The organism is Brasilonema sennae CENA114 (genome assembly GCF_006968745.1).
GTDB classification, from domain to species: Bacteria; Cyanobacteriota; Cyanobacteriia; order Cyanobacteriales; family Nostocaceae; genus Brasilonema; species Brasilonema sennae.
On the sequence record NZ_CP030118.1, the window covers coordinates 3,209,020 to 3,230,669 of the forward strand.

19 protein-coding genes are annotated in these 21,650 nt (G+C 42.4%); 7 read left to right on the plus strand and 12 right to left on the minus strand.

What is annotated here, in order from left to right; all coding sequences use genetic code 11:
- Window positions 1-12 precede the first annotated feature (12 nt).
- Complete coding sequence (locus DP114_RS13635) at window positions 13-1,044, plus strand: GUN4 domain-containing protein (RefSeq protein WP_169268954.1); 1,032 nt, start codon at window positions 13-15, stop codon at window positions 1,042-1,044.
- Between the two features lie 67 nt (window positions 1,045-1,111).
- Here the strand turns inward: DP114_RS13635 and DP114_RS13640 are convergent, their stop codons facing one another.
- Window positions 1,112-1,267: a hypothetical protein gene (locus DP114_RS13640; protein WP_169268953.1), complete on the minus strand. Its 156-nt coding sequence runs from the start codon at window positions 1,265-1,267 to the stop codon at window positions 1,112-1,114.
- A gap of 8 nt (window positions 1,268-1,275) precedes the next feature.
- Window positions 1,276-1,554, minus strand: coding sequence for a helix-turn-helix domain-containing protein (locus DP114_RS13645; protein ID WP_246163171.1), 279 nt, complete (start codon window positions 1,552-1,554; stop codon window positions 1,276-1,278).
- Between the two features lie 492 nt (window positions 1,555-2,046).
- On the opposite strand from DP114_RS13645, the gene DP114_RS13650 reads away from it, so the two are divergent.
- Window positions 2,047-2,397 (plus strand): hypothetical protein, encoded by a 351-nt coding sequence (locus tag DP114_RS13650; RefSeq protein ID WP_171976339.1) that lies wholly within the window; start codon window positions 2,047-2,049, stop codon window positions 2,395-2,397.
- 346 nt (window positions 2,398-2,743) lie between these two features.
- Here DP114_RS13650 and DP114_RS13655 read toward each other — a convergent pair whose 3' ends face one another.
- The gene (locus tag DP114_RS13655) at window positions 2,744-4,489 is read right to left on the minus strand and encodes a R3H domain-containing nucleic acid-binding protein (protein ID WP_171976340.1); all 1,746 of its coding nucleotides are present in this window, start codon (window positions 4,487-4,489) and stop codon (window positions 2,744-2,746) included.
- 107 nt (window positions 4,490-4,596) lie between these two features.
- On the minus strand, window positions 4,597-5,718 hold the full coding sequence (gene ldpA, locus DP114_RS13660) for a circadian clock protein LdpA (RefSeq protein ID WP_171976341.1): 1,122 nt from the start codon (window positions 5,716-5,718) through the stop codon (window positions 4,597-4,599).
- A 563-nt stretch (window positions 5,719-6,281) separates the two neighbouring features.
- Between ldpA and DP114_RS13665 the strand changes: the two genes are divergently transcribed.
- Window positions 6,282-6,419: a hypothetical protein gene (locus DP114_RS13665; RefSeq protein WP_171976342.1), complete on the plus strand. Its 138-nt coding sequence runs from the start codon at window positions 6,282-6,284 to the stop codon at window positions 6,417-6,419.
- 198 nt (window positions 6,420-6,617) lie between these two features.
- On the opposite strand, the gene DP114_RS13670 is transcribed toward DP114_RS13665, so the two are convergent.
- Both DP114_RS13670 and DP114_RS13675 read right to left on the minus strand, forming a co-directional pair.
- Window positions 6,618-8,099, minus strand: a complete 1,482-nt coding sequence (locus DP114_RS13670) for a hybrid sensor histidine kinase/response regulator (RefSeq protein ID WP_171976343.1) — start codon at window positions 8,097-8,099, stop codon at window positions 6,618-6,620.
- 87 nt (window positions 8,100-8,186) lie between these two features.
- Window positions 8,187-9,143 carry a peptidoglycan-binding domain-containing protein gene (locus tag DP114_RS13675; protein WP_169267214.1) on the minus strand — a complete coding sequence of 319 codons (957 nt, stop codon included), beginning with the start codon at window positions 9,141-9,143 and terminating at the stop codon, window positions 8,187-8,189.
- Between the two features lie 213 nt (window positions 9,144-9,356).
- Between DP114_RS13675 and DP114_RS13680 the strand changes: the two genes are divergently transcribed.
- Both DP114_RS13680 and DP114_RS13685 read left to right on the plus strand, forming a co-directional pair.
- On the plus strand, window positions 9,357-9,566 hold the full coding sequence (locus tag DP114_RS13680) for a glycogen debranching protein (protein WP_169267215.1): 210 nt from the start codon (window positions 9,357-9,359) through the stop codon (window positions 9,564-9,566).
- 667 nt (window positions 9,567-10,233) lie between these two features.
- On the plus strand, window positions 10,234-10,794 hold the full coding sequence (locus DP114_RS13685) for a methylmalonic aciduria and homocystinuria type D protein (protein ID WP_171976344.1): 561 nt from the start codon (window positions 10,234-10,236) through the stop codon (window positions 10,792-10,794).
- A gap of 14 nt (window positions 10,795-10,808) precedes the next feature.
- On the opposite strand, the gene DP114_RS13690 is transcribed toward DP114_RS13685, so the two are convergent.
- A complete protein-coding gene (locus tag DP114_RS13690) occupies window positions 10,809-11,801 on the minus strand; it encodes an NAD-dependent epimerase (protein ID WP_171978189.1) in 993 nt (330 codons plus the stop codon).
- A 798-nt stretch (window positions 11,802-12,599) separates the two neighbouring features.
- Here DP114_RS13690 and treY point away from each other — a divergent pair.
- Both treY and DP114_RS13700 read left to right on the plus strand, forming a co-directional pair.
- Window positions 12,600-15,392: a malto-oligosyltrehalose synthase gene (gene treY / locus DP114_RS13695; RefSeq protein ID WP_171976345.1), complete on the plus strand. Its 2,793-nt coding sequence runs from the start codon at window positions 12,600-12,602 to the stop codon at window positions 15,390-15,392.
- A 366-nt stretch (window positions 15,393-15,758) separates the two neighbouring features.
- The gene (locus DP114_RS13700) at window positions 15,759-15,986 is read left to right on the plus strand and encodes a hypothetical protein (RefSeq protein WP_169267218.1); all 228 of its coding nucleotides are present in this window, start codon (window positions 15,759-15,761) and stop codon (window positions 15,984-15,986) included.
- A 111-nt stretch (window positions 15,987-16,097) separates the two neighbouring features.
- On the opposite strand, the gene DP114_RS13705 is transcribed toward DP114_RS13700, so the two are convergent.
- The 5 genes from DP114_RS13705 to DP114_RS13725 all read right to left on the minus strand — a co-directional run bounded on the left by DP114_RS13705 (window position 16,098) and on the right by DP114_RS13725 (window position 21,534).
- Window positions 16,098-17,051 carry a M48 family peptidase gene (locus DP114_RS13705; RefSeq protein ID WP_246163173.1) on the minus strand — a complete coding sequence of 318 codons (954 nt, stop codon included), beginning with the start codon at window positions 17,049-17,051 and terminating at the stop codon, window positions 16,098-16,100.
- Between the two features lie 230 nt (window positions 17,052-17,281).
- Window positions 17,282-17,449 (minus strand): hypothetical protein, encoded by a 168-nt coding sequence (locus DP114_RS13710; RefSeq protein WP_169267219.1) that lies wholly within the window; start codon window positions 17,447-17,449, stop codon window positions 17,282-17,284.
- A gap of 5 nt (window positions 17,450-17,454) precedes the next feature.
- Complete coding sequence (locus DP114_RS13715) at window positions 17,455-18,324, minus strand: DUF5895 domain-containing protein (protein ID WP_169267220.1); 870 nt, start codon at window positions 18,322-18,324, stop codon at window positions 17,455-17,457.
- A gap of 281 nt (window positions 18,325-18,605) precedes the next feature.
- Window positions 18,606-20,204, minus strand: a complete 1,599-nt coding sequence (locus tag DP114_RS13720) for a bifunctional pantoate--beta-alanine ligase/(d)CMP kinase (protein ID WP_169267221.1) — start codon at window positions 20,202-20,204, stop codon at window positions 18,606-18,608.
- Window positions 20,205-20,418: 214 nt separating this feature from the next.
- Window positions 20,419-21,534, minus strand: coding sequence for a septal ring lytic transglycosylase RlpA family protein (locus DP114_RS13725; RefSeq protein WP_169267222.1), 1,116 nt, complete (start codon window positions 21,532-21,534; stop codon window positions 20,419-20,421).
- Between the last annotated feature and the right edge of the window lie 116 nt (window positions 21,535-21,650).

Genomic DNA, 21,650 nt, shown 5'->3' on the forward strand with positions numbered 1-21,650 from the left:
AAAAGCTGAGATATGACCACATCCCAAGATTATGAAGTCTTCCTTTGTCACAACAGCAAAGAAAAACAACAAGTAGAAAGAATTAGGGCTCAGCTAAAGCAGCAAGGTATTTTAGCTTGGCTGGATAAGTATGATTTTGAGCCGTTTAGACCTTGGCAAGATCAACTAGAAGAAATTATTCCTCAGATAAAGGCTGTAGCCGTATTCATTGGTTCATCAGGAGTAGGACCGTGGGCAAATATTGAAATGCGAGAGTTTTTGGTTGAATTCGCTAGCCGCCAGCTTCGCATGGGGTTGGTTATATTGCCTGATTGTCCTCAAGAACTTATAAACAGCGTTCCTAGATTTATAAAGAGTTTTCATTGGGTTGATTTTCGCCAGCAAGAACCCGATCCAATGGAACAGCTTATTTGGGGCATAACTGGGCACAAGCCAGTGCCAACTCTGAAGGTGATCCCACAAAGTCAAAGCGATGACCTCAGTAGTGAACCGAACAAAGAAGTCCCCACTACCCAAGAACTGAGAAACCCAGAAGTTATTAAAACTCAAAACACCCCGCAAAATCAACGAGATGATTCAGGTGATGACCTCAGCAGTGAACGCGGTGTAAACTACACCAAATTACGAAATTTGCTAAAAGCAGGACAGTGGAAAGAAGCGGATCTCGAAACTGTTACTTTCATGCTCAAGGCAGCTGGCAGAGAAATAGAAAGCTGGCTGGATATCGAATCCATCAAAAACTTTCCCTGCACTGACCTCCGCACAATTGACCAACTTTGGGTAAAATACAGTAGTGGGCGCTTTGGCTTTAGTGTGCAAAAGCGTGTTTGGGAAAGTGTGGGTAAAGACTATGAAAAGTTTGGCGATCGCGTGGGTTGGCGCAAAGGAATGCCTTGGAAGAAAGAGTGGCTGTATTACAATGAATTAACCTTCTCCACAAAAGCCCCCCAAGGACATCTCCCTGTTTGGGGTTTTAGGGGGGTGAAGAAGAATGAAGACTTATGGCCAGATCTCTTTTCTCGCGTCCAGACTTGTAAACTGTAACATATAAGGCTCACACAGAATTGTAAAGATTCGCAAGCAAGTGATTTTCCACGAAGTATTACGGTTTCTACGTTTTCGTTACCTGGCACTGCATCCAATTTGGATCTTCTTCTTGTGCTTGTAGTACGATGCTGGCGAATTGTGGGTTATAACAATTCGCGAAGATAAACTTGCACGCCACTTCTTCTATTTCTTGGTTCGTTGCTTCCCAGTCATTTTGCATCTACGCACTTATTGAATTTCTACATAAAGTTTCTTCCCCAAGGCATTCGCATATCTTTCTAAAGTAGAGATACCAACATCAGATCCATCGTTTTCGATTCTGATAATTATAGATTCATGCAAATTTAACCGACGTGCTAATTCTTCTTGTGTGATTCCCGCTTCAATTCTTGCTTGCGCCAGCAGCACCCCAATTTTAAAACTGGAAAATCCAGATTCAAAATCTTTACCAAACTCCGGATCGGTTTGCTTGCGTCTGGCAATGTATTTCTCTACATCACTCATCATTTTGCTTCCTGCTTAAATAATCTCTTTTTCGTTGTTCTGCTAACTCAATCTCTTGGGCTACCGTGGTGTACACATCTCACTCAAAACCTCACCCTCGCTTGAATCGGCGCTAAAATCTTTCCCTCTCCTTACTAAGGAGAGGGATGCCCGATAGGGCAGGGTGAGGTTCAACTCTCGCTTCGTTGCCAGAAAGTCGCAACCCCAAAATCCAGAAAAAACCAACGTATCTTAACCAGGAGATCAAATATACTGCTTGAGTTGTGTCCCAGCAAATCCGCACATAGTCTTATATTGTCCATAAACAACCTATGACTTCTGTTAGAAGAATAATTACGTTTTTACAGCTAGTCTTGACTTATATTCAGGACGGCTCATTCGCTTGAAGATAGGTTGATTTTGACTCCTTTTCCGGAGCCAACCTGTGATTGAGGCGAGTTTGCTCCGGTTCTGAAACTGTAAAAAGTGTTGAAAATTAACGAATGGAGTCTTGTAATGATAAATTTGATTTCTAAGGCATTTGCTCAGATCAATTCTCTATTTAACCAACTTCAGGTAAAACGTTTTTTCGCTGTGGTTCTAGCTGGGTTGCTAGTGCTGACAACAAATGTTACTAATGAGAGTAGTGACAAAAATTTAACCAACAGAGTTAACCAAGCCCTAGAGCGGAACTCTTCCGACAGACCGCAAACAGTAGGAGAATGGTTTAAAGAAGCTCGGGAAACCGAAGGTGCTCCTGCTGAACGTGCCAAAAGAATTGCAGGACAATCAGCTGAAGCTGTAAAAGACTTGGGTAAGGTGTACCCAGATACTGCTGAAAGGACTGCTGATAGTGTAAAGGACTAGTATAAAGGACAAAGCAAACTAGGCAGATAAACGGGTAAACTCAAATCTTGCACTTTACCGGTGAGTACGCCTTGAACTAAAGTTCAAGGCTAATAGATCAAGTCCGTTAAAACGGACTCAAAGGCTTACCCAGTCCGTTTTAACGAACTTTGATTTTGAGCCAAGAAATTGATTTTTTGGCGGACTAAAAAGCAGATGCAAGATCTGAGTAAACAGAGATTTTAGAAGACAAGTGACAGGGTACAGGGGAACTGTAACCTGTCACTTATTGCTTTTTTACAGTTATCAGTTATCAGGTAGGAAACGGACTCGTCCACCCCTTGTTCACTGTTCACTGTTCACTGTTTTAAGCCGGATAGATCCGCAAACGCCGATTTGGTTCTTCCCCAAAGCTATTAGATTTCAGCCGATAGTGTTCTACCAATTCGTGCTGCATTTTCCGCACTTGAGGAGAACGGGGCAATAATTCGACTGGCTGTCCTTTGGGAATCACGATTTGCTCTACAGCAAGTCTTGCTTCTTCCAGCGCGTCCATTTCATCATCACTGGCGCTGTGGAGAAACAGTTGCATTTCGCGATCGTCGTTAACTTCCGGATCGTCCATATTCAGCAACCGCCGCAAGCCTCGGGTAATCTGCGGTAGAGTGCTGGACTTGATCATATGAATTGGTATTTGACGTGCTCTAGCCATTTGCCGTAATTTGGCGTGGTTTTTGACGTGCGATCGCAACGCCAATATAGCATCAGCACTATCAAGATCTTTTGTCAATGTTACTGGTAAAGAAAGAACCCCAACTACCTGTTCCAATTGGCTCCGGCTAACGCCATAGGGATATACGTGCAGTGGCAAATCTTCGCCGTTAGGTCCTGCATGTCTAGTAGTGGTGGAGTCGAAATCAAAGCCATCAAAACCATTAAAGGATTCATCGAGTAAGCGGTCAAACTCACTAACTCCAGAACTCTTTTGGCTTTGTTGACCAGACAATGTCGGTAGGGGTATCATTTGCCCAGTAGCACGCCAGCCGTTTGTTTGTCGTGCTGGTGCTGGGAAAGATTCTTCTCCACCGAGTGTTTGTCCACGACCGTTGATTGCGGTAAGCTGACGAGTGACGTTCACATTGCCATTGTCATCCACAGTTCTAACTTGCGGACTAGGCTGACGCCCCCGTAGGAGAGTATCAACTGTGTCAGCGACGCTGTCGTGAACTACCCAGCGTTGCCGTTCTAACATTTCCACCGCAATCTCGAAAGTGGGAGGTGCTTTGCGTTCTAAAACTGTCTTTTGAGTTCCTCGCCGTCTGGCTTCATCGTCTCCCAGTGTCACAGCCTGGATACCACCAACCAAGTCAGCAAGCGTCGGATTTTTGATCAGGTTTTCAATCTGATTACCGTGAGCAGTTCCTACCAACTGGACACCTCGTTCGGCAATAGTACGAGCTGCTAAGGCTTCCAGTTCTGTACCAATTTCATCAATAACGATGACTTCTGGCATATGGTTTTCCACAGCTTCAATCATCACTTGATGCTGTTGTTCTGGATGAGCCACTTGCATCCGCCGTGAGCGACCGATCGCGGGGTGGGCAACGTCACCATCTCCGGCGATTTCGTTAGAAGTGTCAATTATGACTACTCGCTTGTGGAAATCATCCGCTAAAACACGGGCAATCTCCCGTAGTGCAGTGGTTTTACCCACACCAGGGCGTCCTAGCATGAGAATTGATTTTCCAGTTTCTACCAAATCGCGGATCATGCCAATTGTGCCGAATATTGCCCGACCAACACGACAGGTTAAGCCGATAATCTTACCACTGCGGTTGCGGATGGCACTAATTCTGTGCAGGGTTTGCTCAATTCCTGCCCGATTATCCGCGCCAAAGGTTCCCACTCTCTTGATGCAATCATCTATCTGTTCTTGCGTAACCGGTGTTTCGCCCAGATACTCTGCTTGATTGGGAAAGCGAGCTTCAGGACGACGACCCAAATCCAAGACCACTTCTACTAGGCTATCTCGTTGAGGATGCTTTTCTAGTATCTGCTGCAAATCTTGGGGTAAAATGTCCAACAATTTTTGAAGATCGTCTTTAATCGTCATGCTTTTTATGGTGACGTTTTTTAGAGATACTTGGACACTTGTAGTACGAGGAGGATCACCCCGCCACCAGAAAGTGTCCGCAACGCGCGAATCGGGAACAGTGTTCCCTACTGCTGTGACTTGAGCTGGGAAACGAGAGAATGTGCAAGCGAAACCGCTTGAGCGAGCAATTCTGGTTCTTCTTCTAAGCGGACAGTTGTTTGAACATAAGCATTTTTCACCTCCCTTGCTTCTAATTGCTCAAGAATTGGTGACAGTAGTACCCGGGCGTAACTACCGTAAGCGATACCAGCAATGGAAGAGGAGGAAGAGGACGAAGAGGAATAAGCTTCCCCCGCTCTCTTCAGAAGATCCATTGCCTTCAACTTGGCAACAGTGTAGCTGTTGGTTCCACCAGCTAATTGCACATATCCCGGTAATTTAGCTGCCAAGACTTTTTGCCCTAACTTGACGGCGGCCTGAGTGGTACCATCACCAATATCCCCACTCATCGGACGACCGTCAGTCTGCCAAATTAAAGCACACGGTATGGGGGCAATTACGTTATAAAGGGCGTGAAGATAGTCAATCAGACCGTCTCCATCTGGACAACTGATGGCGACTAACTTCAAACGCTCAACCCAAGGTAAAATCGCTTGCCACAATCTTGTAAATTCTGTCAAACGCCCAACATTTGTATGAATTTCTACGGCATCTACTCCTGATGACAGGATCAATGGTGCGATCGCTCCTGGCGTTGATACATATGACCTTGTATAAATTATATCGTATGGACAAATGGGTATGCAACGACCACACCCGTAGCATTTTTGTGATATAATCCCTGATGATTCGTTTTTTATACTATTAAAAACAATTGCTTGGGCTGGACAAATCCTTTCACATGGTCTATCACATTCCTTGGGGCATTCTGTAGAATTAAACTCAGCTTTGCGGAAATGTGGATCTTCCCCGTCGTTGAGACTAACCATCAACAGGGGAGACCTTCCAGGCAAGCCAAATCCTTGCTGCCCAGCAACCTCTGATAAGGCAGAGGCAGCTTGCAGCCCTTCTTTGGCTGCGGCAATAACAGCTGGATCAGCGGCAACATCTATGCAGTCAGCGCCAGCCAAAGTGTAGGCTAGTGTTAAACTTCTAACCGCAGGCAGATGTTGGTAGCTGGCCCCGCAGATGAGCTTGAACCAGTGACCTTGTTTGAGGGATCGTAAAGGGTCTAGCAGATGAGTCACATCTCTATTATGCTATGGGACGGAAAAATGTAAGAGGTGGCTCACAAAAGTTTTGATGATTATTTTTTTCTATTTCAAATGAGAAAACTTTTGTTTTCAAGTCTTGCGTGAGATTTTGTTGAGAATCTGTATTTTGGGAGTTTGATGACCGAAGAAAGAACTCAGAACACAGAACTCAGTACTCAGAATCAGTAAAAAGGATACAAGCCCACGCCAGATGCTAACTCCTGCCCAGACGCTGCTTTGTAAGTCCCAAAGGGACACGCTTACGCGTATCTCCTGCCCAGACGCTGCGCGTTCGCTCGATTCGTGCGCTTGCGCTTACAAGTCGGGAAACCCCTTTGGGTGTGCGCAGAGCGCACGCCTTACGGCGAACGCCCTAGTGGGAACGGCCACGCCTTACGGTGAGTCCAGCGCTGCGGGAGGGTCTCCCTCCGCAGGCGACTGGCGAACCCGGAGGGCTATCGGGAACGCCCGTCGCCTGACGCCACATTCTACCCTGCCCGAAGGCGTTCCGCCTACAACGGGGCGGCAGCTTTTCGGGGGAAGCTTCCCCCGAAAACGTGCCTTGGGAACCCCCGCAAGGCGCTGCTCTGGGCACAGAAGTGGCAGATGAGGGAAACCCTCCCGCAGCACTGGTTTCACCGCCCACAGCACTGGCTCCTGTGTTTAAACATAAAGATATATTTCGAGATACATAGTACTGAAGTTGAGGCATCCTTGTTCAAATCCACGCTTATTTATCGGGAGGCAACGCGGTCTTGGAGGTTTCCTCCTTAGAACGCTTGCCGTGATGTATTCTGAGTTCCTACTCTGTGGTCTTCTTAAGATATTGCTTGTGTTGTGAAAGGCTGAGCAGTTGAACAGGCTGATTGTATTTATAGTCACTCAATAGTTAATTATGTATTTGGATGCTTGACTGGGATTTCGATGATAAACTCTGCTCCTTCTCCTGGTAAGGAGTTGCAACTAATTTGCCCTTGATGTTTTTGTACCACAATCTGATGGCTGATTGCTAATCCCAGTCCACTGCCTTTACCAACAGGCTTTGTCGTAAAAAATGGGTCAAAGGTTCTTGATCGGACTGACTCATCCATACCAAATCCATTGTCAGTGATACTAATTTTGACTGTATTATCATCTGCCAACTCTGTACGAATACGAATCACAGGAGGACAAATTGTGGAGCTAACGTCATGAGTTGGTGAGTTGGTAAAGTGTAATGGTCTTATTTTTTGGCCATCTTCCCATTGGCAGATGTCTTGATCACAAAGCTTGTGCTCATCTTCCCCTATTCGGTGAAATTTTGGATGGCTTGCGCTACTAAGACTTGTGTTCATCTGTCCACCAGAACAAGACGACATCTTCCACTTACTATGCGCCTGTGTTGACTCCAAGGCATCGATCGCATTATTCAAGATATGCAGAAACACTTGGTTCAGTTCGCTAGCATAACAAGTGACAGGCGGCAAATTGTCGTCATACTCTTTTACGACAACAATGGGACAACGATATGTTGTTTCCTTGAGTCGATGCTGCAACATCACCAAAGTACTGTCTATACCTTCATGAATGTTTACCGACTTCATCTGGGCTTCGTCAACCCGAGAAAATTTTTGTAGCGCTAGTACAATGTGCCGAATGCGATCGGCACCTCTGTTCATAGCACCTAATAAGTTTTTCAGGTCACACATCAAAAAATTTAGGTCTATCTCCTGAACAATCTGCTCAATCTTTGGTGTCGAATGTGGATATTCTTGCTGATAGAGTGAAATCACACCGACCAGTTCTTGCATATATTGCCCAACATATTCAAGATTGCCATAAATAAAACTGATTGGATTATTCACCTCATGGGCAATTCCGGCAACCAATTGCCCCAATGCGACCATCTTCTCATTTTGAATTTGTTTAACTTGAGCAGCTTTTAAATCGTCAAGAGCATTTTGCAACAAAAGATTTTTTTCTTGAAGTTTAATTTCTAATAGACGCAAGTTAATCTGATTTTCAATTCGTAAGATAACTTCCGCCACAGAAAAAGGTTTAGTTATATAGTCTACACCTCCCACATCAAAGGCTTTTACTTTATCTAACACATCATCTAGAGCACTAATAAAAATCACTGGGACTTCACAAGTTCTTTCGTCATCCTTAAGTTGCTGACAAAGCTCATACCCATTTACTCCTGGCATGTTAATATCTAGCAAAATGACATCAGGCAAAACCATTTGACACGCCATCAGTCCCATTTTGCCATTTAAGGCTTTACGAACTTCATAACCTTGTGCAGTCAGCATTGCTGACAACAGACGTAGGTTGTCTGGTGTATCATCAACGACTAGAATATTGCCTTTATATTCTTGACCTTGATTTCTATGCATTTCAAAAAAACTGATATGGCAATTTGAGAAATATTTGGCACGCAAGACAAATTTCAGCTTAGTGTGGCTGAAATCTGTCTGTTACCATCATGCATCAAATTTACCACCAAGAGTGGTCCAAGTTAGTTTACCCAGCTCTCCATCTACAGTTAAACCGGCTGCTTTCTGAAATGCTTTGACAGCAGCTTCCGTTTGAGGACCAAAATTTCCATCTGCGCTTCCTGCGTTGTACCCTCTTGCATTCAGCACTTTTTGCACAGCCTTGACATCATCTCCTATCCTTCCTTGACGAAGATTACGTCTAAGTACTGGTAATACAAAGCCAGAATATGTCAAATTCCAAGCTTCACCACGTTCACCTTCCTTGGGAATACGCCAAATTGATGAGCCAGGATAGTTATTCAGGTAATCTTGAAGTTCAGCGGCTGTTGCAGGTTTTGCTGTATCACTTTCCGAATCCCAAACGGGTAAGATTGGTTTTTTCAAACCCAAATTTTTGTAAGCATCTAGACAATCTTTAACTTCTTCTGGAGTCGTGGGTTTGAAAGTGAACTTCTCAAAATAGATTTGTAGGAACGCTAAGTCGCAATACTTATCCAAAATCTGCCAAGGAACATTAGGGTGGAGTCGAGGATTTCCAAAAGTTGTATATCCTAAAGTTCCTTCCTTGACGATCATACGCACAGCAGAAAGAAGCTTGTCTAGATTTGTATGTGTGCTTGGATCTTCTACTTCTTTTTCTACATCAACAATATAGCCATCCAGTCCACAGTTAAGAGCTTGCCTAACTTTTACAATTTGTCTAGTAATATCAGCAGTACCATAGTGATATCCCCATCCATACACTTCGATCTCACGAGACTTAAATTCCTGAATAATTTCTGGAGAACACTGCCAATTCCAAAAAGTTGGTTTACCTTGATATTTTCCATCAAAAACCTTAAGATAAACACGCTGTACTTTTCGTTCAACAAGCTTGTCCAGATAATCAGCACGAATCTCTGAAAGCTTCCAAATCCAAATTCCGTTGGGATCTTGTGCCATATTCTTTAGTTCTTTATTTCGTAAAAATGACAGGCAAGTAAAGTATACCCATAGATTTTATAGATTGTTTCCTAGAGTATCGTCTACAACCTTTGCCTGTAACTGCTTCAATAATTTATCTATTAATTCCAGAAGATTTCAAAAATTTGTTGTGCAATTGCGTCATTATATGGCATATTGCTTTTTCTGCTTCAGTTTTGGTGATAATGAGCCATGAGAACTATCTGGGTAAATGAACAACTTGATCCATCTGGAATGATTTATGCCTGTATTGCTTGCTGTAACGAGTCCCAAGCCAAAGACTGTCATGAGTCATTTAAGCAAAATTTAACTGAGGAGCAAAAGGCATGGGGGTGGGTGGCGCGGTTGCGAACAGTTAATTCTTGGGATGACGTTCCGGTGAATGCTTTAAAGTTGGATTGAAGCCGCAAGTCAGAATTCTCAATTCCGACGATTGCAAATCATCCACATAAAACCGATAAATGAGCGCACGGAAATTACGACGCTCTTGCAGCACGCCCTTGGGGTTCGCCCATTCCCCAGGTTTCCCCCCAGAGCGTGGAAACCTAGTGCTCTGACAACCCAAAATTGCCAGGTTAAGGCAAGCACGGGGAGAGTAAGATTTTTTCACCTCATCAACCCGTCAAAGTTAGTGTGTTGCACTACTAATCGAGGACTGCCTCACTTTTGACTAAGAATATTTGTAGTAGTAGGTTGAGAAGAACCAAGTCAAACCCAACAAAGCGTCCCAAATGTCGGGTTTCGTTCACTGGATCCAACCTACACATTTTTGTTTTTTGGGCAAAACCCGAGCAGTGTTGAGTCGAGAACTGGCTTACTTTTGACGTGAGTTCGATGCGCAAGAGTGTCTCACAATTCAAATAGGACTGCTATAGCAAAGTGAAAATAAAAAACTTATCATAAAAGGTAAAAGAAAGATTAAAGATTTATTAAAGATAAGTATAATACTAGAAACAGCTTGAAAGTATCTCTTCTAGTAGGGAAAATTGATATTTATTTTGACTATTTAAGAGTTATCATCAAAAAAAAAGATCGATGTCAAAAACTTGTAAAAACCAAATAAAGTTGAGTGCAATATCCGACAGTTTACACTTCTGCTGGAGGCTGTCCCATTAATTTGGTTGGCAAAAGGGGACAAGCAGTTCAAATTTCAATTCATGTTCCTAGTCTGTATATCTGTGCCAACCGCGAGCAGATATTACCAGATTGGAAAAAACAGCTTTTCTTGTGGGTGGTGATTGTTTTACAGCAATCAAGATATGAACTTGTAGAAAGTACACCGAAAATTGAGACAGAAAAACAAAGGTTACGGGAAAAGTTTATGAGATTTGGCTGTGATGTGGCATTTAATCTGCGCGATCGCCATTATTTAACAGACCTAATCGACCCCCGCACTGGCTATCCTTTGCTTTCCCGTCCAGGGAAAATTCTGCACGATGATACCGCAGCTGTAAAAGCTTTACTGCATTATCCGGTTATTCAGAACAAATGCCGTTTATTAGTCCACCCGAAGTGGGGAATGGCAGTTTATCCTGGAATTTTGATATCACAAGCTCCCCCAATGATCATAGAGTGGGTTATCAAGAGCATAGCCCCCCTGCATGACTGGAAGATAAAAGATGAAAGATGAAAAATTTATACTTTCTATTCAGCTTGTTTGTACTCTTGATACCATTGCACAAAGCAATTTATACCTTGTTCGAGGGGTGTACTGGGCTTAAATCCAACATCACGCATCAGGTCATCTACATCGGCATAAGTTGCAGGAACATCTCCCGGTTGCATCGGTAATAAGTTTTTCACGGCTTTCTTGCCAAGCGCCTTTTCTATCACTTCAATGAACGTCATCAATTCCACAGGGTTATTGTTACCAATGTTATAAAGCCTGTAAGGAGCATGACTGTTTGCTACGTTGGCTATCTTGGGTTGAGGTGGTTTAAGCATCACCCGAAAGACGCCCTCGACAACATCGTCAATGTATGTAAAATCTCGCTGCATTTTACCAAAATTGTAGACATCAATGGGCTTGCCTTGTTGTATCGCTTTTACGAATTTAAAATATGCCATGTCGGGTCTTCCCCAGGGACCATAAACTGTAAAAAAGCGTAGCCCAGTTGTTGGAATGTGATAAAGATGACTATAAGTATGGGCAATCAGTTCATTTGCTTTTTTAGTTGCAGCATACAGTGAAATAGGATGGTCAACATTATCATTGACAGCGAAGGGAACTTTGGTGTTAATGCCGTAAACAGAACTTGAAGAGGCAAATACTAAGTGCTTGATTTGACTTTGGCGGCATCCTTCCAAAAGGTTAACAAAGCCTGTAACATTGCTATCTATATAAACCCAAGGATTTTGTAAAGAGTAGCGTACGCCTGCTTGGGCTGCAAGATTGACGACATAATCAAAAGTGTAGTTTTGAAAGAGTTTCGCAACCTCAAGGCGATCGCTTAACTCCAAAAACTCAAACGTAAACCCCGGCTGCGAGTCAAGCTGCGCCAAACGAGCTTTTTTTAGGTTGACATCATAATAGTCATTTAAGTTGTCAATGCCTATCACCTCGACACCTTCTTTCACAAGACGTTGTGCTAAGTGATAGCCAATGAATCCAGCAACACCAGTAACCAGTACCCTCATCATCAATATCCCTCAAAAGTCTATAACAGCCATCATAGTCATTGCTTGAACTACAGCCATCGCTGTAGCCAGGAATTTTATTGGGGGGATTTTCACTAGCAGGCTGACGTAGTTTTTAGTCTGAGTGTGCTATTCGCCAAAGCAGAAAAATCATATGAAAAAATTAATTGTGTGAAGGTGATGACTATAGCGCTTGATGGTGTTGGGTGGAATACATCGTGTAGCTTCAGTTATAGGCGATACACACAAGCTAAAGCCTATGCGCAAACCACACGCTGCGCGAACGACTGACTTGTGCTGAGTCGGTCGTTGTAGCGCGAACGCCCAAGTCCTCCAGCTTATCGCCGTTCGCGTGGTTGCGTTATTGAGAATTGTGCAAGATTTCAGTTTAATCAACTTCAATCAAATTGATGTCAAATTTAAACTTATAATAATTTCAGAAAAAAATTGAAGAAATTTTTTCTCTTATACTCATGAAAAATGGCAATGTCGTAGTTTACCGTTACCATAAAAAATAGCAATGTGCAACAACTGAAAGTAATATCTGAGACTTGTTTGCTTAACCAAGCCTGATAATTTTCACTAAAAAATCTATAAGGGTTCTGGCTCGAATGAAAGACAAATTCATTTACTACAGCCTGCGTATTCTCTGACAAGTTACTCAGAGAGTATTTATATCTGTGGTTGTTTAACTCTTTGATGTACTGGATTCAATTGAAAACCCTTATAGTGATTTTAAGTGCATAAACAGGATACGAAAAAAACGCTCCTTAGACATATACCCGAGGAATAATTTATATGCGGATTCCAGCAGCAACTTATCGAATTCAATTCAATTCAGAATTTGGTTTTGATGCCGCAAAAGCAATTACAAACTATCTGGTAGAGTTGGGAATTTCTGACCTCTACGCTTCTCCCATTTTCAAAGCCAGACCTGGAAGTAGTCATGGATATGACGTTGTTGATCCCACTCAGTTAAATCCAGAATTAGGAACTCAAGAAGCTTTTGAAAGCTTAGTCCAAGAATTACAACAGCATAAGCTCGGTTGGTTACAGGATATTGTCCCTAATCACATGGGTTATGATAGCCAAAATAAATATTTGATGGATGTGTTGGAATACGGTATACATTCCAGCTATGTTGATTACTTTGATATTCCTTGGAATGCTCCTTTTGGTATAAACTACGAACCGATACTGGCTCCATTACTGGGCAACTTTTACGGAGAGTGTTTAGAAAATGGCGACATTCAACTTAAGTATGACGAGACAGGACTAAACGTTAACTATTTTAGTTTAAAGATTCCTCTTAAATTAGAATCATACGCCAATTTGTTGAGTGAGAATTTAGATAAATTGGCTCAAGCTTTAGGAAGGGAGCACCCGATATTTGTGAGGTTGCTTGGTGTCTTGTATATAGTAAAAAGTCTTCCTTCAGAGACAGTAGCACAGCAAAGACAAGACCAAGCAGCTTTTGTCAAAGGACTCCTTTGGGAATTGTATACAGAAAATCCGGAAGTGAAAACGTTTATTGATGAAAATCTGCAACTTTTTAACGGTGAACCAGGAAAGGCAGAAAGCTTTGATCTTTTAGAAAGTTTACTTTCAGAACAGTTTTTCCGCCTCTGTTACTGGAAAGTTGGGGCGGAAGAAATGAATTATAGAAGATTTTTCGCTGTGAATGAGTTGATATCAGTCAGAGTGGAAAATTTAAAGGTTTTTGAAAAGACTCATAATTTGATTAATAAGCTAGTCAGTGAAGGTAAGTTTACAGGCTTGCGAATTGACCACATTGATGGTTTATACGATCCAAAACAGTATTTAGACAGGTTGAGAGAAAAGACGGGAGATACATATATTACTGTTGAAAAGATTTTACAGCCTGGAGAAGACTTACCAAATGACTGGTCAGTTCAAGGTACATCTGGCTATGATTATCTGAATTACATCAACGGAATTTTTTGTAAAACTGAAAACGAAGATAAGTTTACTGAAATATACTCAGGTTTTACAGGGCTAACAACATCTTTTGAGGAAATGGTTCCCGACAAAAAGCACCTCATTCTAGAGAGAACGTTAGCCGGGGATATTGATAATATCACTTCTCTTTTAAAGAAAATTGCGAGTAAGCATCGGTATGGAAATGACTTTACAATCAATGGTTTAAAGCGAGCACTTGCAGAAGTCCTTAGTCGCTTTCCTGTTTACCGGACTTACGTTACTAAAGAGGGTATCTCTGAAATTGATCGCGCTTATGTTCATGAAGTGATTGAAGCGACAAAACCACACACACCATTCTTGAACCATGAATTAAACTTGATCGAAAAATTGCTGTTGCTGGAATATGATGATGATACTACTCAAACTGAGAAAGACCAGTGGCTTTACTTTGTCATGAGAGTGCAACAGTACACAGGACCATTGATGGCGAAAGGGGTCGAAGACACTGCTTTCTATGTTTATAACCGTTTTATTTCTTTAAACGAAGTCGGTGGCGAACCGAGTCATTTTGGTATTAGTACTTCAGAATTCCATGAGTTTAATCAAAAACGCCACAAGCAATGGTCTGGTGCTATGAGTACTACCTCTACTCATGATACTAAACGATGTGAAGATTCTAGGGCAAGGCTGAATGTTCTTTCCGAAATTCCAGAGGAATGGGAAAAACAAGTTCGCAAGTGGAGCGAAATTAATAGTTCCCACAGAAAGACAGTTGACCAGTTAACAATGCCAGATAGGAATGATGAATATGTTTTGTATCAAGCACTTGTAGGAGTCTTTCCATTTAATGAAGAAGAGTTTCCCTCTTGTATTGAACGGGTCAAAGATTATGTGATTAAAGCTATCAGAGAAGCGAAAGTTCATACGGAATGGCTACGAGAAAATAGCGTTTACGAAAATGCTTTTACTGATTTTGTCACGGCAATTTTTGAACCCTTGAAAGACAATCCATTCTTAAAAGAATTTTTGCCTTTCCAAAGATGGGTTGCTGAGAATGGTATCTACAATACTCTTTCTCAAACGCTACTGAAAATTACTTCGCCTGGAGTTCCCGACTTTTATCAAGGAACTGAACTATGGGATTTTAGCTTAGTTGATCCTGATAATCGCCGTCGGGTTAACTTTAAAACTCGGGAATCTTATCTCAAAGCAATTAAGGAACACGCATTGACAGATATTCTCAAGCTCATAGATGAGTTACTTGCTAATAAGGAAGATGCCAAAATTAAACTGTTCCTCGTTGTCCAAGGTTTGAAAGCAAGGACAGAATATTTACAAGTTTTTCAGCAAGGCGACTACTTACCTTTAGAAGTGAGTGGCAAGTTTAAAGAGAATATCATTGCCTTTGCAAGGAATGATGGAAATAAGACGATTATTACCATTGCTCCCCGCTTTTTTACAAGCTTAATTCAACCGGGAGAGTACCCGCTAGGACAAGATATTTGGAATGACACGACCTTGAAGTTACCTACACAAGTCACTTCGTGGAAAGATGCAATCAGCGAGCAAACTGTTGAAGCTAATGGCACTTTGCTGATTGGCGAAGCGCTGAAACACTTCCCTGTGGGTTTGTTGGTTAGTCAAGGCTAGTTTAACCCAAGCTACGATTCTCGCTCAAAATCCTTTGGAACCTCACCCTGCCCTATCGGGCATCCCTCTCCTTATTAAGGAGAGGGAAAGATTTTATTGTGATTTGTGTTGGCGCAGCCTGCGCATAGCGCATAAATCGCGCGTTCTCAGATTCCCGACAACTTTTGCGAAGTCGGGAATCTTGTTGTTCAATGTAACCCATGACATTAGTCACACTTAGGATCGTAATAAAGTAACAGTCAAGTCAGTCACATTTTCTCTACTGTATGACAGCTTCCTATTCCTACTATAGATATCAAATCGGTTAAATTTTTAAGCCGATTGAACCAAAGATAATTGATCAAAGTGGTCAAAGGAAGTTTATTAATGAAAAAGATAATTGTAGGTACGTTGCTTGCTTTACCCTTGGCGATCGCCTCCATACCAACACAGGCTTCAGCATTAGAGATTCGCGTAGATCCTGGCTTTCACGCGAGACCTGTACGACAAGAGGTCATAGCTAGCCGATATGATCGACGTCGATGGGTTCCTGCACATTGGGAAAGACGAAATGGTCGTCGGGTATGGATTCGTGGTCACTATGTGCGTTATTAGGAGCAAATACTGTTTGAGTTAAGCTACTTTTCAGTTGAATAAGGTGAGAAAAGTAAGGTGAGTTATCAAGAGTGCAACTACGTGGTTACAAGAAGGTGAAAAATTTTACTTCTAAAGCGAAGGAATGGGATTTTTGTCACAAGATGACAAGTTATTCAACCATTCCTCAGCTTCTTTGTACAATTTAAACTTACGTTCATCCCGACGAAATTCTGTTGTGTGAACCATTCTTCTGCCATTTATCCATGTTGCACCGTGGTACTTGTGCAGCAGTTCATGGTACAAAACAAATTCTACCACGAATTCAGGAATACTCGCATTATCAAGAGTCAAAGCAATCATTACCTTGTCTCTTGCTGACTCATAATGACCAAATTTGCGATAAGTGTTAATCCTGCCCCAAATCAGACGTGGTTTGATTAAAGAAGAAGCAAAATATTCATGATTGACTTTATGAAATAACTCATTGAGATCGTAGTAATTTCCTTTGGCATTTTCTACAACGACTTCAGTAATGACATCAAGTTCTGTCAAGACATAACTGTATTCTTCACTTTCTGCATAATTTCTAATAAGTCTTGTACTATGTTGACATTTCCCAAATAAAGCTAATTTCACTAGTGCTTCTAAGATTTCATCGCTAGCGTTGATGAAACCTTCACTCAGGATAATAGTCATACCTACTAAGGAACGTTTGTATTTACATAACCCGGCTATTTGGGTTAATTCAACAACAATATTGACTAACTGTTGCTGATGTGTTTCACACAGCGTTTGAGCAATTTGCTTTATTTTATAAGTCGTTTGTAGGTGAAGTTGGAGGTTGCTTTCATGAGTCAAAAACTTCATCCATGCATAAATGTGACGTGAGCACCTTGTGAGATTAGCTGGTGTTGCTTGCGATTGGGCACAGATTTTTTCAATCGTTGCAACAACTTGAGTTATGGTTTGAGTCAGTTCTTGTATTTGAATCGTGTTTGGTGTCGCAGTTGAGGCTAAATTGGAAATCCTGTCCAAGACTGCGCGTTGTTGCGTCTTGATGTTCTTAAGGTGGATTGTCTGCATTTGAATTTATCGCCTTACTGACTCATAATTTGCTACCCTGTTCTTAAGATACAAGGTTAAGTAGAGCGATTGCTCTATTGCTCTATTCAAGAAACCTCTTATATTAAGTTCGTTTGATTACTTATCATTCCTGAAAAAGCGTCACTGCGCAGGCACATCGAACACTGTTCCATCTACCGCCATCACCCGCAGTCCTGCATAAACGCTCAAGGACTACTTGTTGAAATAAACTACAGATACAAGTTAGTAATAAATACAACTATTAGTGCTGGGTGGAATGCACCACTAGCATCCATGATCGCCTCATAAAGGCGCAGTGCATGAACATCGCCAAAGGCGATCGCAAAGAATAAGTCCTTGAAAAAGGACTTTAGCTTAAAGACAGGGAACTTATTCACTGTAACTAATACGGTGGATAAGCATAATCATCTTCATCCGGATAAACGTAGGAACTAGAAACTCCTGCCATCTCCATCCGAGGTGTCTCCGCTTTCATAGTTTCCTTTCCAAAGTCCTTGTACTCTTCAAAAGTCTTAGAGATAATTTCAGACTCTTGGGAATCGGAAGCAATCAGGTAGTCTGTTAAACTGGCAACTGTGGGATGTTTGTAGTCTACAGTAGAAGCTACCAAAACTGTGTTTGGTTCAATTCCTCTTTCTTCACAGTTGATAATAGGGCAAAAAATTCCGTGAGCATGGAATAGTCCACCTTTTGGTGTCAGAGGCTGCTTGCGGTATCCAGCATAAGCTCTTTCTAGTTCAGCAACGAACCCGCTAGTGACTTTACCTTGTTGGTAGTCAGAGTAAGCCTTGCTGAAACTTGCTCCAGCTGCTCCATTAAGAGTTAACTGTAGAGGGGATTCATGTAAAAACTTTTTATCTTCTCCTACTAAATAAATTAAATAGCGAGTAAATGTTTTAAATTTAAGTTTGTCTGCTAAAAAAGCATCATAATTGTCTTTGAGTGTACCCAATTTCACACCAGTTTCTCGGTCTTTAACAGATAATGGTCCCCGACGCACGACGACTATCCGAGGAGTGGTAGTGATATACACCGTTTCGACTCCAGAGCTAAATTCATGCTCTAGCTCATGCCAATTGTCATCGGGTTGAAAACCCACTAACGTAGCATTATCCGGTTTAATTGCCAAACCGTGAGGCTGTAAGCCATTTGTGCCATAGCGAGGATTAATCATCTGACACCAAGGGATGACTTGAGAAGCTGGTGCATTATACTTCTCATCCTCAAAGTCGAATTTTACAGATAATTTCATCGTCTTAGGCGCTTGTCAGTGTTTTGCAGATCAAGTTTACATGGTTTAGCAATGCTTGAGGTTTCAATTCACTTAGTGGCTTGAAACACAATCAATATTATGAGTAAAAGCACTCAATAAGTTTCTTCAGCAAGTCATGCATAATATACTCAAAATTTTAACAAATGCCTGTAAAATCGGCTATTTGGGGTATTTGGTTAAGAATGGGCAAATGTGCGACAACACGTCTAAAATGAGGTGAAAACAGGCTTAACCTGCTTTCAACTCATGGTCTTTTATAATTATCGCAAATTGGTGTAAAAGTCAACAATTTGTTCTGTGATTTCAGAAACACTCATACCATCTGTCGTTATTTCAACAGCATCTGGAGCTTTTTGTAGGGGGGATACTTTGCGAGTGCTGTCTTTCCAGTCACGTTCAGCGATATCCTTTTCCAGCTGCTGTATACTCACTTCTGGTTGACCAAGTTTATGAAAGTCTTGCTGGCGTCTACGAGCACGCTCGCTGACAGAGGCGGTGAGAAAGATTTTTACTTCTGCATCAGGGAAAACTTGGGTACCTATGTCCCTGCCTTCTGCAACTAAACCACCTTTTTTACCCCAATTCTGCTGTTGTTTGAGCAGTGCTTGACGTACAGCACTTTGAGCGGCGATCGCCGATACTTTAGATGTCACCTCGTGAGTACGAATTGCTTGGGTAACATCAATATCGTTAATCCTAACCTGCACTGGTGTTTGTAAGTCTTTGCCGGGAGATAGTTCAATGACACAGTGGTTGGCTACTTCTGCGATCGCACACTCATCATCTAAAGCTATTCCCTTTTGCAGCACCAACCAAGTGACAGCACGATACATTGCTCCTGTATCTAAATACACTAAACCCAGGTTTGCTGCGACTTGACGAGCGACAGTAGATTTTCCAGCTCCGGCAGGTCCGTCTATGGCGATGATGGGTTGGCGAGCGCGCAGAATGATGTTATCAATCAAACGTGTAGAACCAAGACGAGCAGCGATCGCGAGCATTCCTTCTTCCTCAATTTTTTCTTCTATAAGCATCAAGGTATTTGGTTCAACCAATTCAATATATTCCACTAAAACAGAACTGAACATTGCCACTTCTTGCCGTACCGCCCCTATGAGGGCTTTTGCATCACGAACTCCGGCGCTAAAAGCTGCTTGAGCGTTTTGCAAACCACGATACAACACTGATGCTTGTTGTTTTTGTGTTGCGGTCAAATATTGGTTACGAGAGCTTACGGCAAGACCAGATGCTTCTCGCACCGTAGGACAAGCAACAATCTCTATTGAAAAATTCAAATCAGCTACAAGCCGTTTAATAATGGCAAGTTGCTGACCGTCTTTTTGACCGAAATAAGCTCGGTCAGGCTGCACCAAGTTGAAAAGCTTGGTGACAATTGTGGCTACACCTTGGAAGTGACCCAACCGAGTACGACCACACAAGCCAGATATCATAGCAGATGGTGGGATAACTTGTGTAACTTTTGATTCTTGTATAATCTTCTGGGCAACTCCCATCTCTTCCGGAGTCGGAGCAAAAATTGCATCTACCCCTGCTTGTGAGCAAAGTAATTGGTCTTGCTCTGTTGTGCGAGGATAGCGTTGGTAATCTTCGTTTGGACTAAATTGCAGCGGGTTCACGAAGATACTAACAATCACTATGGCATTTTCTTGCCGCGCCCGTTGAATTAAGTTTAAATGACCTTGATGCAACGCTCCCATTGTGGGAACTAAACCAACTGCTGTGTGGGATCGAGCAGTCACCTCAAATGCTAACAGCTGCGCTTGATCCACAAGCTGGTTTTCAAAACGGTGTTGAGCTAAATAGCAGCGTAAAGCTGCGACTGTTGTTAACAGGCGCACAAAAATACCCCTAGTGTTGTCTATCTCTCCCCAGTAGTTTATATCTGAATTTGAGGAGTAGACCAGCAGCTAGGGGGATTGATGAGGAGGTATGGAGCACAGGAGAAAAAATGACTTCCTGACGTTTTCTCATCTTCCTCATCCCCCTCATTTCCATGGCAGGTACAAAGGGGAAAACTCCCAAGGACGCACTCTGCCTCCTCATCCCCGGTTCTTACCTTCCTAACACTTCTATCCGCACAGGTGCAACACCGCTACCCATCATTCCTAAAATCCGCGCTGCACCAACAGAAATGTCAATAATTCGACCGCGAATAAATGGTCCTCGATCATTAATCCGAACTACTACTGAACGACCATTACGCGTGTTGGTAACACGGACTCGCGTTCCAAAAGGTAAGCTGCGATGGGCAGCAGTCATCCCTTCTGGATTAAACCTTTCACCAGTAGCAGTGCGGTTGCCAGAACCATCATAGCCATAATAGGAAGCTACTCCTTTTAGTCCTTTGACTATCTGTCCTGGCAAATCTGGCACGGATATTTTTGGTATTTGTACCAGGGTATTTGTAGGTAAGTTAGCAATTTCATTCAGGGGAGATGCTTTACCTACTAGTCTTCGCAGACGATTTGTGGCTTGCAGAGCGTCTTTAGCTCGATCTTTGGTTGTATCTGCTAGCCATGTATGATCATCGATTTCCACGATTTCGTCGCCATTTGCCTTGATGATGTAGCGACCTTGTACTGATTGCTGACCAGCTTGGCCATTTTTCTGCTGGCTCTGATTTGGTGTGGACTCACCTGCTGCTATCCAACTCACCGTAATCTTGTTGGCGTCCACTTTGTCCCAGATCAGCTGGTTTATCTTGGCGGCTACGACCGAAGCCCTATGAATTGGGTCATCTTGAGTAGAGTTAGGTTGGTTTTTGACATCTATGCTTTCCCCAATTGATACTACTTTTGTTGGGCTGCTTGCATTTGTGCTGTCAAGCTTCGTGCCATTTTCATCACTAAATGCACCAACTTTTGTCTGGGCACTTGCAGTTGGCTGCTGACCAACATTTTCACCCACAAACGTAAGAACCGGAATTTTACGAATATAGAGTGTTGCCGCTTGACGTCCTGCGACTTCATGAGCCTGAATTTCAGTCATCACAGCATTAGAAGCAGGGTTTCCCGGTGGGGATTTGTATTCTCCTACTTTCACCACGTCACCAGAAGGAAGTGACGAACTTGGAGACGTTTCTTTGGTCGTTTGGGCGCGACCTATAGATTGTGTCCCGAAAACAGTAGAAAAGACAGCGACAACAGTCCACAAATGTTTTTGATTCATGCGTCCGAATGTTAAAGCGACTGAAGAACAGAGGTTTCTAAATTTGCACCACTGATGAGTGATAGATCTTAAAAAAAATTTCAACTCGTTCTGCGTTCACTTTTTGCGTAACTGCA

Coding starts and splice junctions, on each gene's coding strand:
- DP114_RS13705 (WP_246163173.1), bottom strand. CDS start 17,051: ATGCAGACAATCCACCTTAAGAACATCAAGACGCAACAACGCGCAGTC.
- DP114_RS13700 (WP_169267218.1), top strand. CDS start 15,759: ATGAAAAAGATAATTGTAGGTACGTTGCTTGCTTTACCCTTGGCGATC.
- DP114_RS13680 (WP_169267215.1), top strand. CDS start 9,357: ATGAGAACTATCTGGGTAAATGAACAACTTGATCCATCTGGAATGATT.
- DP114_RS13655 (WP_171976340.1), bottom strand. CDS start 4,489: ATGACGATTAAAGACGATCTTCAAAAATTGTTGGACATTTTACCCCAA.
- treY (WP_171976345.1), top strand. CDS start 12,600: ATGCGGATTCCAGCAGCAACTTATCGAATTCAATTCAATTCAGAATTT.
- DP114_RS13670 (WP_171976343.1), bottom strand. CDS start 8,099: ATGCATAGAAATCAAGGTCAAGAATATAAAGGCAATATTCTAGTCGTT.
- DP114_RS13715 (WP_169267220.1), bottom strand. CDS start 18,324: ATGAAATTATCTGTAAAATTCGACTTTGAGGATGAGAAGTATAATGCA.
- DP114_RS13690 (WP_171978189.1), bottom strand. CDS start 11,801: ATGAGGGTACTGGTTACTGGTGTTGCTGGATTCATTGGCTATCACTTA.
- DP114_RS13650 (WP_171976339.1), top strand. CDS start 2,047: ATGATAAATTTGATTTCTAAGGCATTTGCTCAGATCAATTCTCTATTT.
- DP114_RS13635 (WP_169268954.1), top strand. CDS start 13: ATGACCACATCCCAAGATTATGAAGTCTTCCTTTGTCACAACAGCAAA.
- DP114_RS13675 (WP_169267214.1), bottom strand. CDS start 9,143: ATGGCACAAGATCCCAACGGAATTTGGATTTGGAAGCTTTCAGAGATT.
- DP114_RS13725 (WP_169267222.1), bottom strand. CDS start 21,534: ATGAATCAAAAACATTTGTGGACTGTTGTCGCTGTCTTTTCTACTGTT.
- DP114_RS13640 (WP_169268953.1), bottom strand. CDS start 1,267: ATGCAAAATGACTGGGAAGCAACGAACCAAGAAATAGAAGAAGTGGCG.
- DP114_RS13645 (WP_246163171.1), bottom strand. CDS start 1,554: ATGATGAGTGATGTAGAGAAATACATTGCCAGACGCAAGCAAACCGAT.